Raw genomic sequence first — 13,970 nt, forward strand, 5'->3', positions numbered from 1 at the left:
GGAGGGGATCTCTTTGTTTAAGATGGATTCTGCAAGAACCTATTTTTCTATCTTTTTAGCAGCGTCATTCGTTGTGGCGCTCCTAATTCCACTTCCACCATTTGTACTTGATATCGTTATCGTTTTTCTACTAAGTATGTCAGTACTTATTTATATGCGAGCGACAAGTATTAACGAGTGGGATGAATTAAAGTCATTTCCGACGATGTTGTTATTAATCGGGATTTTCCGCGTATCGATTAACGTTTCGACGACGCGAGCGATTTTAACAGACGGAAATGCGGGTCATGTTATTGAAGAGTTCGGTCAGTTCGTAATTGGCGGAAACTTATTAATTGGTATCGTTATTTTTATCGTTTTAATCATTTTCCAGTTTATCGTTGCAAACGGTGCATCTCGTACAGCTGAAGTAGCAGCTCGTTTTACACTTGATTCTTTACCAGGGAAACAAATGTCTATCGATGCGGATTTAAACCAGCGTATTATTTCAGAAAAAGATGCACAAGCAAAACGAAAAAAATTAAATATGGAAACAGAGTTTTACGGGGCGATGGATGGTGCCGGGAAGTTCATTAAAGGGGACGTTATTTTCGGGATTGTCATTTTATTCGTAAATATCATTTTCGGTTTAATTGTCGGAATGATGCAGCAAGGAATGAGCTTTGCAGATGCGGCTCTTCATTATACACAGTTAACTGTCGGTGACGGAATCGTAAACCAAATCGGTTCGTTAATGCTTGCGATTTCAACAGGTATTATCGTAACGCGTGTATTTGATGGTTCACCGGATACGGTAACGGAAGGTATCTTTAAAGAGTTATTAGCGCATGAAGTTGTTGTATATGCGCTCGGTGGTTTGTTTATCGCAATGGGTATTTTTACTCCGCTACCATTCCTACCGTTTGCTCTCGTTGGTGGAACAATTATCTTCTTAGGAATTCGCAATAAAAAGCGAATAAAGAAAGAGAAAGAAGACGAGCTCCAAAAAGAATTAGAAATGATTCAAGGCGAGGATGAGCAATTACAACAAGTGGAAGATTCATTTGGAGTCTTTACAGATAAATATCCGATTATTGTAGAACTCGGTTTAGATTTAGCGGCACTTGTAAAGCAAAAAATTAATGGGGAGACAGCTCGTGATAAAGTTGTTCTTATGAGGAAATCGATTATTACCGACCTTGGTATTAACGTTCCTGGCATTAACTTTAAAGATAATACGAGTTTTAGACCACGTGGTCGTTACATTATTCGTATTAAAGGTGCGAAGGCGGCTGAAGGTGTTTTAAAATCAGGTTACTTATTAGCACTAAAAACACCGAACGTAATGGCTGATCTAGATGCAGAACCAGCGAAAGATCCAATCTTCGGTGAAGATGGATATTGGATTTTAGAGCATATGGTGCAAGATGCACAAATGAAGGGCTATCAAGTGTTAGAGCCACTTAGTATATTAATTACACATTTAGATGTTGTCGTTAGACGTAATCTTCATGAGTTAATTCAGCGTCAACATGTGAAAGACTTAATCAATTCTCTTGAAAATGATAATGGCGTTTTATTAGAAGAGATTAAGAAGAAAGAAATCGATTTATCACTCGTTCAAAATGTTATTAAACAACTTCTAAAAGAAGGTATTTCAATACGTGATTTACCAACGATTATTGAAGGTATTATTGACGGAAAAGAAGTGTATCAAAATCATGTTGATGGTGTAACGGCATTCGTCCGTGAATGTATTTCAAAAGTTATTTGTGAAAATGCAAAAAATCCGGACGGGAAAATTTATGCGGCGCTTTTCTCTGATTCAATAGAGCTAGATGCGGATGTTGTGAACAATTCCTATCAAGGTTACTTATTAAACTGGGATTTAGATTTAGAAACACGTGTCGTTGAGCAAGTACAGCGCGTCTTTAAACAAGCGCGATTAATGGGAAGAGAACCAGTATTATTAACGCGTAGAAAAGATTTCAGATTTGCGATTGTAAGACTGCTAGAACGATATCAAATAGAAGCGCAAGTGCTTTGTATTAGTGAATTAGCACCAGAAATTGTTGTAGATCAAATTGCCTATATTGAATAGTAGGGGGTGAAGTAATGGAAAGTACAGAAAAGAAAGAAGCGTTAATGCGAATAAAAGCAGCTTCGAAAAATGAATTGTATCGAAAGTTATTTGACCAATATGGTACAGATTATTATTACGTTGTCGATGAAAGTGTAAAACGAAATATCCCGTTTTTTTGGAAAAAGGATTATGAAATGTTAGTTGCTTTTCCAGAGGATAAACAGGAAGAAGTGAATGAAGGAACAGCACAATTTCATGAACAATTAATGGATGTTGTGAATGATTCTTCAGAACAAATTGTGAAGGCTAATGGAATTCAATCAGTACTGCACAATTTAGAAAATGTAACGACTTCTATGTCATACGCGGCAATGCAAACAGGAAATAGTGAAGAATGGGCAAGAAAAAAAGAGAAACTATTAAAGTTGTTTGAAAAAGGAATCGTCGTGGTGAAACAGACGGAAGAAACGAAAGTAGTGAAAAAGCAAAAAGTTGTGAAACAAGTCGTTCCGACCAAGAAAAAAGAAGTAGTTGCAAAGAAAGAAAATCAAGAATCTGTACCGTTTATTATTCAAAAAGTAATTCGGATGCTAGAACAAAACGATGTAGAACAATATTTCATTCATGCATATGCTGAAAAGTTAAAAGTGAAGTTTGAAAATGCAACGATGATTACAGAAGAGGAAGTAATCGGGTATATATTGGAAGATATGAGATCTCACTTCAACACTGAAAATGTATTTGAAAAAGAAGTACAAACAATTGCATTAATCGGTCCAACCGGGGTTGGGAAAACGACGACGCTTGCGAAAATGGCATGGCAATTTCACGGTAAGAAAAAAACGGTTGGCTTTATTACGACGGATCACTCTCGCATTGGGACAGTACAGCAATTACAAGATTACGTAAAGACAATTGGATCAGAAGTAATCGCTGTGCGTGATGAAGCGGCAATGACAAGAGCACTTACGTATTTTAAAGAAGAAGCACGCGTCGATTATATTTTAATTGATACAGCCGGAAAAAATTATCGTACGTCAGATACAGTAGAAGAAATGATTGAAACGATGGGACAAGTAGAACCAGATTATATTTGTTTAACGTTATCAGCTTCTATGAAAAGTAAAGATATGATTGAAATCATTGCGAACTTTAAAGATATTCATATAGATGGTATCGTGTTTACGAAATTTGATGAAACAGCAAGTAGTGGCGAATTGTTGAAAATTCCAGCAGTTTCATCAGCTCCAATTGTATTAATGACAGACGGACAAGACGTAAAGCAACATATACATATCGCTACAGCTGAACATTTAGCGAAACAAATGTTACAAACATCGTAAGAAAAGAGGTGAAGAATAAGGCGGTTGCCTTATTCAAAGGAATATGAACGGTCTTTATATAGGTTCTATGGGAATGATGAATTACATGCAGCGTATTAATGTTCATTCGAATAACGTTGCAAATGCCCAAACGACAGGATTTAAAGCAGAAAATATGACTTCTAAAGTATTTGATGTACAAGACACATATCGCCGCGGAGATGGGGCTATGACAAAAATCGGTTCGGTCGATTACGCTGTAGTACCAGCTGCGACGCATGTGAACTTAGTACAAGGAAATGTACAAATTACAAATAGTGCTACAGATTTCTTTTTAGATGACGGTGCGGCAGGCACATCATCATTTTTCGTTACATCTAAAAATGATGAAACGTTTTTAACGAGAGACGGAAGCTTCACATTAAATAGTGATCGTTATTTGCAAACATCTTCAGGTGCTTTCGTAATGGGAGAGAATAATGAGCGTATTCGTATTCCAGAAGGAGCAAAGGTTGCTGTACAAGCAGATGGTACATTATATGATGAAGTAACACAGAATAATATTGCCCGTTTGCAAACGAAAACAGTAGATGCAGAAACGAATGCTCGTCTCGTGCAGCGTGAAAACAAAAGCTTTACACTAGCAGAAGGAAATATTGCTAATTTACCGAACGGAACAGGAATAGTAAAAAATCATATGCTAGAAAATTCAAATGTAGATATGACGAAAGAGATGGCAGATCTTATGTCGAGTCAAAAAATGATTCAAGCATCTCAGCGTATTATGACTTCATTTGATAAAATTTATGAAAAAGAAGCGAATGAAATATTGAGATAAAGGAGACTTCCCGTTAAGGGGAGTCTTTTTTTTGTTGCTTTTATTACAGTTACACCATAAAATGATATTGATAATCATTATCATTTTATGGTGTTTAATAAGAATGGAAGTTGTGATGGTCGTATCAATTGTTTAACTAGGTGAATTAAAAACAAAGGGGAAGGTGTATTTATGTCTACTAAAAAGAAACTTTGCATTGGATTATGTTTAATTTCTAGAAAGAAAGAACAAGAGAGTATGTTTAATTCAGGGATAGATGAACAAGTAGAGTTGGCACTACAGGCAGAAGAGGCTAAGTTAGATTTTGTTTTTAAAGCAGATTATTTAGTGGCGCACCCGGATTTAATCGCTCGTAATAAGGGGAATGTAATGTTAGATCCGACATTATTATTTACTGCTATTGCGTATGCAACAGAAAAAATTGGAGTGGTTACGACTGCCTCCACATCGTTTTATCCACCATACATACTTGCGAGGCAATTACAATCTTTAAATTGGATTAGTAATGGCCGAGTAGGTTGGAATATTGTCACATCCATTGATGGTGCAGAAAACTTTGGTGAGACAGGGATGCCGCCATCTGAGGAACGATATGCGAAAGCTGCAGAATGTACAGAGTTAGTAAGAAAACTTTGGAGAAGCCATCCTTATGAAGTTTTGAAAGTAGATAACACTGAAGTCATTAGAGAGATGGTAAAGCCTATTGAGCACAGTGGTGAATACTTTGAGGTGAAAGGACCATTTAATATTCCGCAGCATATTTCAGGAGAAATGCCATTATTTCAAGCGGGTGCTTCAGAGGCTGGTCGGAATTTCGCTGCTTCTGTTGCGGATGCGATTTTCGCCGCGATGCCAGATATAGAATCAGGAATCGAACTTCGTCAAAATTTAAGAAGAAGAGCAGAAAAGCATGGCCGAAAGCAAGATGATGTACGGGTATTACCTGGATTGTATTTCTTTATCGGTGATACATATGAAGAAGCGCTAGAGATGCATAGGCAAGCTCATCAACATCTCACAATGGAGAAGAGATTGGCTTTACTTGAAATGGTACTCGGATTAGATGCTAGAGGAATTTCACTAGAAAGTAAGATAAAGGAAGATATGTTGCCAAGTAGAGAGCAAACTGTACGCAGTAAAACACATGCCGAATTATTACGGAATTTCATCATTAAAAATGAACCAACTGTTGAACAAATACTAGAACGACCAGAAGTTGTTGGTTCTGCTCATTGGGTTGCGATTGGTACACCACAAGATGTATTCCAGCAAATTATGGAAATATTTGAAGCAGGAGCACTAGATGGATTTATTGCAATTCCAGGTGGGCCTCAGAAATCATTGGATCTATTCTTTAGTGAAGTCATTCCGTTATTTGTGAAGGCTGGTATATTTAGGGAAGAATATACAGGTTCAACTTTGCGTGAACATTTAGAGGGGACTTTATCAAATACTTTGCTGTTAAAATAAGTGGAATACTATGTAGAAAATGCCTTTCATAAGAAGGCTTTTTCTTTTTTGTTAAAATTTCAGAATTATCAATTGACTTTACGGGTCTTCTTTTTTTATATTAGTAGGTATAGTAATAACTACTAATATAAAATGAGAGCTATTTAGATTGTGAGGGGTTACCGATGGATGAAATAATAAAAGAGTTACAAAAGCTAGGTTTTTCCCAATATGAATGCAAAGCGTACATTGGATTATTAAAACATTCCCCAGTAACAGGATACGAAGTGAGTAAACAAACAGGGGTACCTCGTTCGATGATTTATGAAGTACTTGGCAAGTTGATGGATAAAGGAGCGGTGCATATCGTTCCTTCTGAACCAGTGAAATATGTACCAGTGCCAGCTACGGAATTAATGGATCGAATGCGAAAAGACTTTGAAAAGTCCTTTGCATATTTAGACCAGAAATTAAATTGTTTAGAACAAGAGCGGCAAATTGATGTAATTTCGCATATTCGCTCAAATGATCGTGTTTTGAAAGAAATATGCAATATAATTAATAGAGCAAAAGAAGAGCTATGGATTTCAGTATGGGAAGATCAAGTGCACGAGATTGAGCCGTTCATTCATCAAAAGGAAGAGGAAGGCGTACATATTTTTTCCATTTTATTTGGTGCTCCAGAAACAAAAATAGGAGCGACATTTCATCATAACTATATGACACCTCACGTCGTTGAAAAGAGAATGGGAGGTCATTTAACTGTTATCGCGCGTGATGGGGAAGAAGTATTAATTGCTAAATTTTCAAATGATAGCACTTCATGGGCGGTGACAACGTATGATCCAGCTTTAGTACTCGTCGCTACAGAGTATGTTCGGCACGATATTATGGTGGAAGAGATTACGAAGGAGTTTGGAGCTGATAAATTAGATACATTATGGCGTGAAAACATAGATTTAGTTCATGTCGTAACAGGCAAACGCACGATGGAAGAAATGGAGGGAGATAATGGTGAATAAAGCTCAAGCACATATGACACTGCAGAGCGATGATTCATTTCAGCAAGGTGTAAAGGATTGTTTACCAACTGTATTTGGATATTTGAGCATCGGTATAGCAGCTGGTGTTATTGCGAAAACAGCAGGTTTTTCGGTCATAGAAATCGCCTTTATGTCCACGTTAATTTACGCAGGTTCTGCTCAGTTTATATTAGCGGGGATGTATGCAGCAGGTGCCCCAGCCTCAGCAATTATTTTTACCGTGTTCTTTGTTAATTTACGTCACTTATTAATGAGTGCGGCACTTGCGCCTTACTTCACGAAGATACCTCTTTTTAAAAATGTAATAATTGGTTCGCAAATTACAGATGAAACTTTCGGCGTTGCAGTGCAACAAGCAGCGCAAAAAGGATATTTAGGCGAGAAATGGATGATGGGCCTTAATGTAACAGCGTATTTAAATTGGATTCTTGCTACAGTTATCGGGGGGCTTTTTGGTGAGTGGATACCAGACCCTCATACGTACGGGATGGATTATGCATTACCAGCGATGTTTATAGGATTATTTGTACTTCAGCTAATAAGTAGTAAACCGAAACTAGCAATTCATCTCAGTGTAGCAATTGTAGCGATTCTTATCGCATACGTTTCACACTTATTTATGCCAGATAGTATAGCAGTTATTATTGCAACATTACTAGCTGCGACGATTGGAGTGCTGATTGAAAAATGGAAATGAGATTAGATGTATTATTACTATTACTAGCGGCAGGAGCTGTCACACTCGTTCCGCGTATTTTGCCTCTTCTCGTATTTAGTAAAATACAAATTCCAGACTGGGGTTTAAAATGGTTAAATTACATACCAATTGCGATATTAGCAGCACTTTTAGCACAAGTATTATTTATGCATGAGACGATGCAGTGGGATTATCTTATCGCCGCAATTCCAACATTTCTTGTCGCAATCTATACTCGTAGTCTATTAGGAACCGTATTAACTGGAGTGATTGTGATTATTTTGTTACGTTTCTTTTTCTAGAAAGGATTCGGCTCATATAATAGCGAAAGGTGTAATAATAAGAAATATATAGGGGTGGTGTTATGATACTTTTAACGATAGGAGCAATATTGTTAACGTTGTTTATTTTCTTTATTATCGGCTTTATTACGTTTATGATGTTTGTTGATAAGGCGACACCTCAAATTTATTATACACCTTGTGAATCAGTGACAGTGAAGTCTAAAGGTAAAGATAGAAGGAAGAAAAGTTGATGTTGTGCTTTTCTTCCTTTTCTTTTACATTCCTGAAAGAACTAACAACAACACTCCGAATAGAAAACTAATAAAAGAAAGAAAACCGATACATATCGATAACACACGATTATTTCTCCATTCGCGCCAGAAGACGATAAATCCTAAAATGCAAAGGAAAAACCAAATGGGTAAAAATATGAACTCACTCATTTTCTTGGGGAGTAACGAATAAAAAGTTGTTACATATAGTACCCAATTTGTTAAAAATAAAATACAAACGATAATGGATTGTGAATAGGGACGTTTTAAAAATTTCTCATTTTTAACTGTTATAAAAATGAGAGTTAGCGCTGATATAAAGGCAATGATTATGAAAATAAGTAAGAGTAATGTAAGGGGCATTAGAACCTCCTTTATAAGAGTGCTTTCATAAGAAATGAATCTATTAAATTGTATACTTGTTTTGTAGAGTGTTCGTTATATTTTTCAGTGTATGGATTTAAAAATCCATGCTCACCTTGTAGTTGTTTTATTTCTAATAAAGGATTATCTTGTTGCTGTAATGTTTTCGTTAAGGAGGATACTGAAAAACTAATTTCTTTTTCAGGAAAAATCAGTAATGTAGCACATGCAGGCTTCATGTGAACATAATCGCGTATACGAGAGCCGTAACATCCAATAATAAAATCTAGTTTTGGATTGTTACTACATAGCCATGAGATGGTAGCTCCAACGCTAAAGCCGATAAGTCCAATATGTGTGTAACGATTGGAAAGGCTATGAATGAGTTCCTCAATTTGCTTTTTTCCACCATCAAATCCAATGTGGTTCATAAAATATTGGTATGCTTTTTCTTCATTATTATAATGAAATGCCTGTTGTAATTGTAGAAGATTCGGGCAGAATACATCTATTTGAGATGAAGTGAAGTGGTCAATTACATGATGCATATGATCATTTACACCATATATTTCATGTGAAACAACGAGAGCTAATTTTTTCTTCATCATTACAAAATTTCTCTTTGAAACTTGTATTCTTTCTCTACAAGGCAAATACGCAAGTGGAAGTTTTCATACCATTGCTCACGGCCTCTTTTTTTCGCTTCTTTATGTAAGGCGTTCTTTTTCCAATTTTCAATTGCTTCAAGTGATTCCCAATAAGAAATTGTAATGCCGAGGCCCGAATTACCGCGTGCACTTTCTACACCTAAAAATCCAGGTTGCTGTTTCGCAAGTTCCTCCATTGTTTCGGCAACGGTACTATAATCTGTTGTATCATTTGATAAATTAGAAGTGAATATAACTGCATAATAAGGTTTGTTTTTTTCTAAATCAGATTTCATTGTCTTTCCCCCTTAATGTATGGTACAAATAATTCATCCATAGTTTGTATTTTAGCAGGTCACAAAAAGAAAAGAAGTAGAAAACTCTAATTTTTTCATCCCATGTAAAATAGAAGATAGAAGAAATTTATAATAAATAATCTAAAGAAAGAAAAACGCCACTTCAAAAAATTGAAGTGGCGTTTCTTATATTTCCTCTAAGCTATTAACTGGAACAGTTAATTCGCGACCTGGATTTTTTACTTCATATATGCGGGCGGTTTCGTTGCTTTCGTCGACGTGTTGAATCATAACGGGCATGCCTTGAAAACTGACATTAGCATGTTCCGCTGACACAGAAAGCTCTTTTGCACGTTGAATATTCATTTATATTCCTCCCATCATTATTATCTTTGCTAAAAAAGAGGAATAATATACCATTTCGAGACGTTCTTAAAGTTTTTGTATTATTTGTAATGTTTCTTTAATAAATGAAGTGAAGATGGAATCAGGATAGGACTGTACGATTTCATATGCTTCTGTTACTTCTTCAAGAGCTCTTTTTTTATCATTAAGTTTGACATAACAAAGAGCACGATATGCCCCAGCTGTTGTAAGCCGTGCGTGATCAAGTGGATGGTTTATATAATCTGGTATGATAGCACGTTGTAATGTTTTTAAAGCTTCTTCGTATTGTTTTAAACCATACAAAGCTTTTCCTTTTTCAAGATAATACGATCCATCATCTTGAAAAATTCGCTCATCTTTTAGTTTTTCTCGAAATTGTTCTACATGTTCTAATGCAATAGTATATTCATGAGTAATTGTGTTGTAGTAGTAAGCTTTTAAAAGATTAATAACCGCGGCAGATAAAGTATCTTCTGTAAAAATGGCAAATTGCTCTGATTTTTTTATGTAATGTAAATATTGTTCTTTATCAGCCGTTAGGACTTTTTGGTAAGATAAAATACGGTAAAATTCATCTGTTTTATAATACACTTGATGTTTTTTTGAAAATGCAAGTGCATCTAAAATGACACTTTCACATTGTTCGTAATTACCATATGCAAGAAAAATAATCGCCTCATATAAATATAACTCGATATGTATAATGAGATCCATTTCTAAATGTTTCTCTTCATAGTCATTTCGGATGCTAGCAATGAGTTGTAAACATTCAGCATACTTTTTACGTGTGAATATCGTAAAGGATAATTTTAATTTTGTTTCCGTACTTTCCCGGTATAACGTATATTTTTCAAAAATAGAAGTAGCCTTTTCCACGTAATGTTCGATATTGTAATCTTTCATTTTAGCCGCAGCTGTTACAAATTGTTTATATAAACGAGCGGTATTCAAAGTAGGAGGTAGCTCTTTTTGAACGATAGGTAGTAAAACCTCATATACTTCATCGTACTTATTTGCTTTTATTAGTTGTTCCATTTGTTGAATGAGTTCTATCGTTTCCACATCATCATCTTCTAGTAAAAAACTCGTTTCGCATCCAAGTTTTTCAGCAATATATTGTAATGTTTTCATGGAAGGTGTAGCTTTTCCGTTTTCAATTTGGCTTAGCATACTTTTTGTCAGTTCTGAACCTGCTAAATCAGTTTGAGTAAGCTTTTTTTCTTTTCGTAACGTTTTAATTTTTGCACCGAGAGTAGCCATTATATGCTCCTTTATAATTTAAAAGTTAAACACAATTAAACTTTTTATTGTAAAAATTGGAAAGTTGATTATATAATAAGTTTAACACAATTTAACTTTTAAGGGGAGAGTGTCATAATGGGGGATGTAAGTATAGGTCAACATGATTGGAAAATGAAGGTTGCAACGAGAAATATTATTTTAATGATGATTGGAAAAATGACGTCCTTGTTAGGGGCGGGTATTTATACGTTTGCAATGGGGTTATACGTATTAAAGACAACTGGTTCAGGAATGGGGTTTGCAACTACTCTTATTTGCGGATCAATACCAAGAATGATCTGTGGCCCAATTGCAGGTGCTGTAGCTGACCGCGTCAATCGAAAATGGCTTGTCATTGGCACAGATTTATTAAGTAGTGTAACGATGCTTATTATGTTTATTCTTGCAACTACTTTTGGGCCATCACTACTGTTTATTTATGTATCAGCGGCATTATTATCAATTTGTGCAAGTTTTTATTCTGTAGCATTAACTTCGTCTATTCCTAATTTAGTAGATGAGGAGCGTATTCAAAAAGCGAGTGCTTTGAACCAGACTGCAGCATCATTATCGAATATTTTAGCACCAATTATTGGCGGAGTTGTATTTGGTTTCTTTTCAATTAAGTCGTTCTTTCTGTTAAATAGTATTACATTCTTTTTAGCGGTAATTGTACAATTATTTATCGTATTTGATTTATATAAAAAAGAAATGGTTGAAAGTAAAGAGCATTTCTTGATGAGTATAAAAGAAGGTTTTTCATATATAAAAAGACAGCATGAAATATATGGTTTAATGAAAATAGGGCTATGGGTAAACTTTTTTGCAAGTGCACTGTTCGTTTCACTACCATTTATTATTATTCAAAACCTGCATTTATCCTCGAAGCAACTCGGTGTTGTAGAGGGCATGTTAGCAGTCGGGATGCTAATTGGTGCGATTGCATTATCAGTACGTAAAGAAGTGAATAATCCGTTTCGCTCTGTTTATATTGGGCTGTTTTTATTTGCGGGTTTAAGTTTATGTACAGTCGTCCCATTGTTAGTTACCATTCCGAAAGTAGTAAGTTTTATGTACTATATTGCTTTTATGATTTTAACGGGTATATCAATGATGGCTGTAAATATCCCGATGCAAGTACATTTGCAAAAGACGACAGATCCAAGTTATTTAGGCCGCGTTTTCGGTTTGCTTGAAACAATTGCTACTGCCATCGCACCGCTTGGTATGATTGTATATGGATTATTATTAGATATGTTACCGACTAGCATTGTTATGATGACAATAGGCGGAGGATTATTGTTAGTTGTTTTAGTTGGAGTGAAGAAGCATGTAGCGAAAAAGCAAGTGGATGTGTCAGCCTAAAAGAAAATTTGACTTAATGATAAAAAATGACCAAATTAGTATTTTAGTTTTTGAAACTCTTTTTCATGTATGTTACAGTAAAGTGAGCAGGCAAAGAAAAGGAGAAAACATCATGAAAAAAATAAGTTTTGTTATGCTTTTTCTGTTAGTTGTAATGGCTGGATGTAGTAATTATGACACGTATATTGAAACAGGTATGCAATCATTGAAAGATGAAAAATATAGTGATGCAACAATGTGGTTCGAAAAAGCAGAAAAAGAGAAATCAGGAAATGAAGCGAAATCATATAAAGAAATTGCCGAGATAATGGATCACGGAGCAACAGCATTAAAAGACGGTAAGTATTTAGAAGCGAAAGATATTGCAAATGAAGTGTTACAAAAGAAAAAAGATGATGAACTTGAAAAAGCTGTAAAATCAAATGCAGAGAATATGCTTCAAAAAGCAAAAGATGTGGAAGAGAAAGTAAATGAAAGAGTGGCAAAGCGGAGAAAAGTAGAAGAAGAAGGAATCGATAAACTTATTAAAGCTGTCGATAGTATAGATGAAGTGAAAGAAAAAGAGAAAAAAGTTTCAGAAGCCTTAGATAAGGCTGAAGAGGCGCAAGCAAAAATTGAGGCGAAGAAAAATAAATAGAGTTTTAGTTTAAAAGGCTGTCGTGTATAACGACAGCCTTTTAATTTTTGGCTGCGAAAGAAATGATGCTATGTAGTAAAAAAGAAATGATTTTAGAATTCCATCTGTCCTCATGATGAATCGTATAAATGTTACGCTGAAATTCAAATCTTGGAATTGGTATATAGCATAGCTCATTTCGCTGTATTTCTTGTTCAATAGCAAGTTTAGAAATAAAAGCGACGCCATTCCCGTATTTTAAAATTTGTTTCATCGTTTCTAATGAATCTAGTTCAATTTCAGATTTGAATGTGATGTTATGTGCTAGTGTCCATTGTGTAAGTAAATCTCTCGTTGTAGATGGATTACGATGCAATAATATACGTTCTTTGTCGATATCTTGTAATGATACATTTGTCTTTTTAGCAAAATGATGTTCTTTGGAAAAAGCGAGAACAAGTGTATCAGGCATTACATTCGTTTGTTTTAAAAGTGGTTCATCAAATGGTGCAGCAGAAATTACTCCGAGATCAATTTCATGATTTTGTAGCATGATTCGAATTTCAGGAGCTGGTTTTACCATGAGCGTTATTTTTATATTAGGAAATTCGCATTGAAATTGGTGAACAACTTCTGGTAAAAGATAAGTCGCTGGTACATAACTAGCACCGATTGTTATAGCACCTTTATGAAAATCTTTAAACTCTTGTGTGACCCGCCTAGCTTCTTTCATAAGTGCATCTATTTTACAAGCATAATGATGCAATGCCTCGCCAGCCTCTGTTAAGAAATACCTTCCGGAACGTAATTCAAATAAAGACACACCGAGTTCCTCTTCTAAGCTTTTTATATGAAATGTAATAGTAGGTTGTTTCACGCCAAGTTTTTCTGCAACAATCGTAAGCTTTTTGTATTTCTTAATAAGCACTACAATTTCTAATTTTAAGAGATTCATTATGAATTGCCCGCCTTTTTTATTTTAACTATAGAAAAAATCTATAGAAATAAATAGTTTATTAGAAGTTTTTTAATTTAATCTTTACAGTAC

16 protein-coding genes are annotated in these 13,970 nt (G+C 35.2%); 10 read left to right on the top strand and 6 right to left on the bottom strand.

Annotation, left to right across the window (positions count from 1 at the left end):
* The first annotated feature begins 13 nt into the window (after positions 1 to 13).
* The 8 genes from flhA (at position 14) to JDS81_RS05670 (ending at position 7,946) form a co-directional block, all read left to right on the top strand.
* Positions 14 to 2,080, top strand: coding sequence for a flagellar biosynthesis protein FlhA (gene flhA / locus JDS81_RS05635; protein ID WP_097954678.1), 2,067 nt, complete (start codon positions 14 to 16; stop codon positions 2,078 to 2,080).
* A gap of 14 nt (positions 2,081 to 2,094) precedes the next feature.
* Positions 2,095 to 3,405 carry a flagellar biosynthesis GTPase FlhF gene (flhF, locus tag JDS81_RS05640; RefSeq protein WP_000446163.1) on the top strand — a complete coding sequence of 437 codons (1,311 nt, stop codon included), beginning with the start codon at positions 2,095 to 2,097 and terminating at the stop codon, positions 3,403 to 3,405.
* A gap of 43 nt (positions 3,406 to 3,448) precedes the next feature.
* A complete protein-coding gene (locus JDS81_RS05645; protein WP_097954679.1) occupies positions 3,449 to 4,222 on the top strand; it encodes a flagellar basal-body rod protein FlgG in 774 nt (257 codons plus the stop codon).
* A 171-nt stretch (positions 4,223 to 4,393) separates the two neighbouring features.
* Complete coding sequence (locus JDS81_RS05650; RefSeq protein ID WP_097954680.1) at positions 4,394 to 5,692, top strand: NtaA/DmoA family FMN-dependent monooxygenase; 1,299 nt, start codon at positions 4,394 to 4,396, stop codon at positions 5,690 to 5,692.
* A 164-nt stretch (positions 5,693 to 5,856) separates the two neighbouring features.
* Positions 5,857 to 6,693, top strand: coding sequence for a TrmB family transcriptional regulator (locus JDS81_RS05655; RefSeq protein ID WP_097954681.1), 837 nt, complete (start codon positions 5,857 to 5,859; stop codon positions 6,691 to 6,693).
* Positions 6,683 to 7,411: an AzlC family ABC transporter permease gene (locus tag JDS81_RS05660; RefSeq protein WP_000247291.1), complete on the top strand. Its 729-nt coding sequence runs from the start codon at positions 6,683 to 6,685 to the stop codon at positions 7,409 to 7,411. Before JDS81_RS05655 ends, JDS81_RS05660 begins: the two co-directional genes overlap by 11 nt.
* On the top strand, positions 7,402 to 7,713 hold the full coding sequence (locus tag JDS81_RS05665; RefSeq protein ID WP_000425939.1) for an AzlD domain-containing protein: 312 nt from the start codon (positions 7,402 to 7,404) through the stop codon (positions 7,711 to 7,713). The genes JDS81_RS05660 and JDS81_RS05665 overlap by 10 nt, the downstream gene beginning before the upstream one ends.
* Positions 7,714 to 7,775: 62 nt before the next feature.
* Complete coding sequence (locus tag JDS81_RS05670; protein ID WP_000602233.1) at positions 7,776 to 7,946, top strand: DUF3951 domain-containing protein; 171 nt, start codon at positions 7,776 to 7,778, stop codon at positions 7,944 to 7,946.
* Between the two features lie 24 nt (positions 7,947 to 7,970).
* Here JDS81_RS05670 and JDS81_RS05675 read toward each other — a convergent pair whose 3' ends face one another.
* The 5 genes from JDS81_RS05675 to JDS81_RS05695 all read right to left on the bottom strand — a co-directional run bounded on the left by JDS81_RS05675 (position 7,971) and on the right by JDS81_RS05695 (position 10,920).
* Positions 7,971 to 8,330: a hypothetical protein gene (locus tag JDS81_RS05675; protein ID WP_001131599.1), complete on the bottom strand. Its 360-nt coding sequence runs from the start codon at positions 8,328 to 8,330 to the stop codon at positions 7,971 to 7,973.
* 11 nt (positions 8,331 to 8,341) lie between these two features.
* Positions 8,342 to 8,935 carry a dienelactone hydrolase family protein gene (locus JDS81_RS05680; protein WP_043322879.1) on the bottom strand — a complete coding sequence of 198 codons (594 nt, stop codon included), beginning with the start codon at positions 8,933 to 8,935 and terminating at the stop codon, positions 8,342 to 8,344.
* Between the two features lie 2 nt (positions 8,936 to 8,937).
* A complete protein-coding gene (locus tag JDS81_RS05685) occupies positions 8,938 to 9,273 on the bottom strand; it encodes an antibiotic biosynthesis monooxygenase family protein (RefSeq protein WP_097954682.1) in 336 nt (111 codons plus the stop codon).
* A 186-nt stretch (positions 9,274 to 9,459) separates the two neighbouring features.
* Positions 9,460 to 9,639 (bottom strand): H-type small acid-soluble spore protein, encoded by a 180-nt coding sequence (locus JDS81_RS05690; protein WP_001025738.1) that lies wholly within the window; start codon positions 9,637 to 9,639, stop codon positions 9,460 to 9,462.
* Between the two features lie 66 nt (positions 9,640 to 9,705).
* Positions 9,706 to 10,920, bottom strand: coding sequence for a helix-turn-helix domain-containing protein (locus tag JDS81_RS05695; RefSeq protein WP_097954683.1), 1,215 nt, complete (start codon positions 10,918 to 10,920; stop codon positions 9,706 to 9,708).
* A gap of 117 nt (positions 10,921 to 11,037) precedes the next feature.
* On the opposite strand from JDS81_RS05695, the gene JDS81_RS05700 reads away from it, so the two are divergent.
* Together JDS81_RS05700 and JDS81_RS05705 are read left to right on the top strand one after the other, a co-directional pair.
* Complete coding sequence (locus JDS81_RS05700; RefSeq protein ID WP_097954684.1) at positions 11,038 to 12,306, top strand: MFS transporter; 1,269 nt, start codon at positions 11,038 to 11,040, stop codon at positions 12,304 to 12,306.
* Between the two features lie 112 nt (positions 12,307 to 12,418).
* Complete coding sequence (locus JDS81_RS05705; protein WP_000723949.1) at positions 12,419 to 12,943, top strand: COG3014 family protein; 525 nt, start codon at positions 12,419 to 12,421, stop codon at positions 12,941 to 12,943.
* Between the two features lie 40 nt (positions 12,944 to 12,983).
* On the opposite strand, the gene JDS81_RS05710 is transcribed toward JDS81_RS05705, so the two are convergent.
* Positions 12,984 to 13,877 (bottom strand): LysR family transcriptional regulator, encoded by an 894-nt coding sequence (locus tag JDS81_RS05710; RefSeq protein ID WP_097954685.1) that lies wholly within the window; start codon positions 13,875 to 13,877, stop codon positions 12,984 to 12,986.
* Between the last annotated feature and the right edge of the window lie 93 nt (positions 13,878 to 13,970).

This window comes from Bacillus cereus group sp. N31 (genome assembly GCF_016483245.1).
GTDB lineage: Bacteria > Bacillota > Bacilli > Bacillales > Bacillaceae_G > Bacillus_A > Bacillus_A toyonensis.

Excerpts from the sequence above, each read along its gene's own strand:
- JDS81_RS05645 (WP_097954679.1), top strand. The coding sequence starts at position 3,449 with ATGAACGGTCTTTATATAGGTTCTATGGGAATGATGAATTACATGCAG.
- JDS81_RS05695 (WP_097954683.1), bottom strand. The coding sequence starts at position 10,920 with ATGGCTACTCTCGGTGCAAAAATTAAAACGTTACGAAAAGAAAAAAAG.
- JDS81_RS05660 (WP_000247291.1), top strand. The coding sequence starts at position 6,683 with ATGGTGAATAAAGCTCAAGCACATATGACACTGCAGAGCGATGATTCA.
- JDS81_RS05705 (WP_000723949.1), top strand. The coding sequence starts at position 12,419 with ATGAAAAAAATAAGTTTTGTTATGCTTTTTCTGTTAGTTGTAATGGCT.
- flhF (WP_000446163.1), top strand. The coding sequence starts at position 2,095 with ATGGAAAGTACAGAAAAGAAAGAAGCGTTAATGCGAATAAAAGCAGCT.
- JDS81_RS05675 (WP_001131599.1), bottom strand. The coding sequence starts at position 8,330 with ATGCCCCTTACATTACTCTTACTTATTTTCATAATCATTGCCTTTATA.
- JDS81_RS05710 (WP_097954685.1), bottom strand. The coding sequence starts at position 13,877 with ATGAATCTCTTAAAATTAGAAATTGTAGTGCTTATTAAGAAATACAAA.
- JDS81_RS05655 (WP_097954681.1), top strand. The coding sequence starts at position 5,857 with ATGGATGAAATAATAAAAGAGTTACAAAAGCTAGGTTTTTCCCAATAT.
- JDS81_RS05665 (WP_000425939.1), top strand. The coding sequence starts at position 7,402 with ATGGAAATGAGATTAGATGTATTATTACTATTACTAGCGGCAGGAGCT.
- JDS81_RS05690 (WP_001025738.1), bottom strand. The coding sequence starts at position 9,639 with ATGAATATTCAACGTGCAAAAGAGCTTTCTGTGTCAGCGGAACATGCT.
- JDS81_RS05685 (WP_097954682.1), bottom strand. The coding sequence starts at position 9,273 with ATGAAATCTGATTTAGAAAAAAACAAACCTTATTATGCAGTTATATTC.
- JDS81_RS05700 (WP_097954684.1), top strand. The coding sequence starts at position 11,038 with ATGGGGGATGTAAGTATAGGTCAACATGATTGGAAAATGAAGGTTGCA.
- JDS81_RS05670 (WP_000602233.1), top strand. The coding sequence starts at position 7,776 with ATGATACTTTTAACGATAGGAGCAATATTGTTAACGTTGTTTATTTTC.
- JDS81_RS05650 (WP_097954680.1), top strand. The coding sequence starts at position 4,394 with ATGTCTACTAAAAAGAAACTTTGCATTGGATTATGTTTAATTTCTAGA.
- JDS81_RS05680 (WP_043322879.1), bottom strand. The coding sequence starts at position 8,935 with ATGAAGAAAAAATTAGCTCTCGTTGTTTCACATGAAATATATGGTGTA.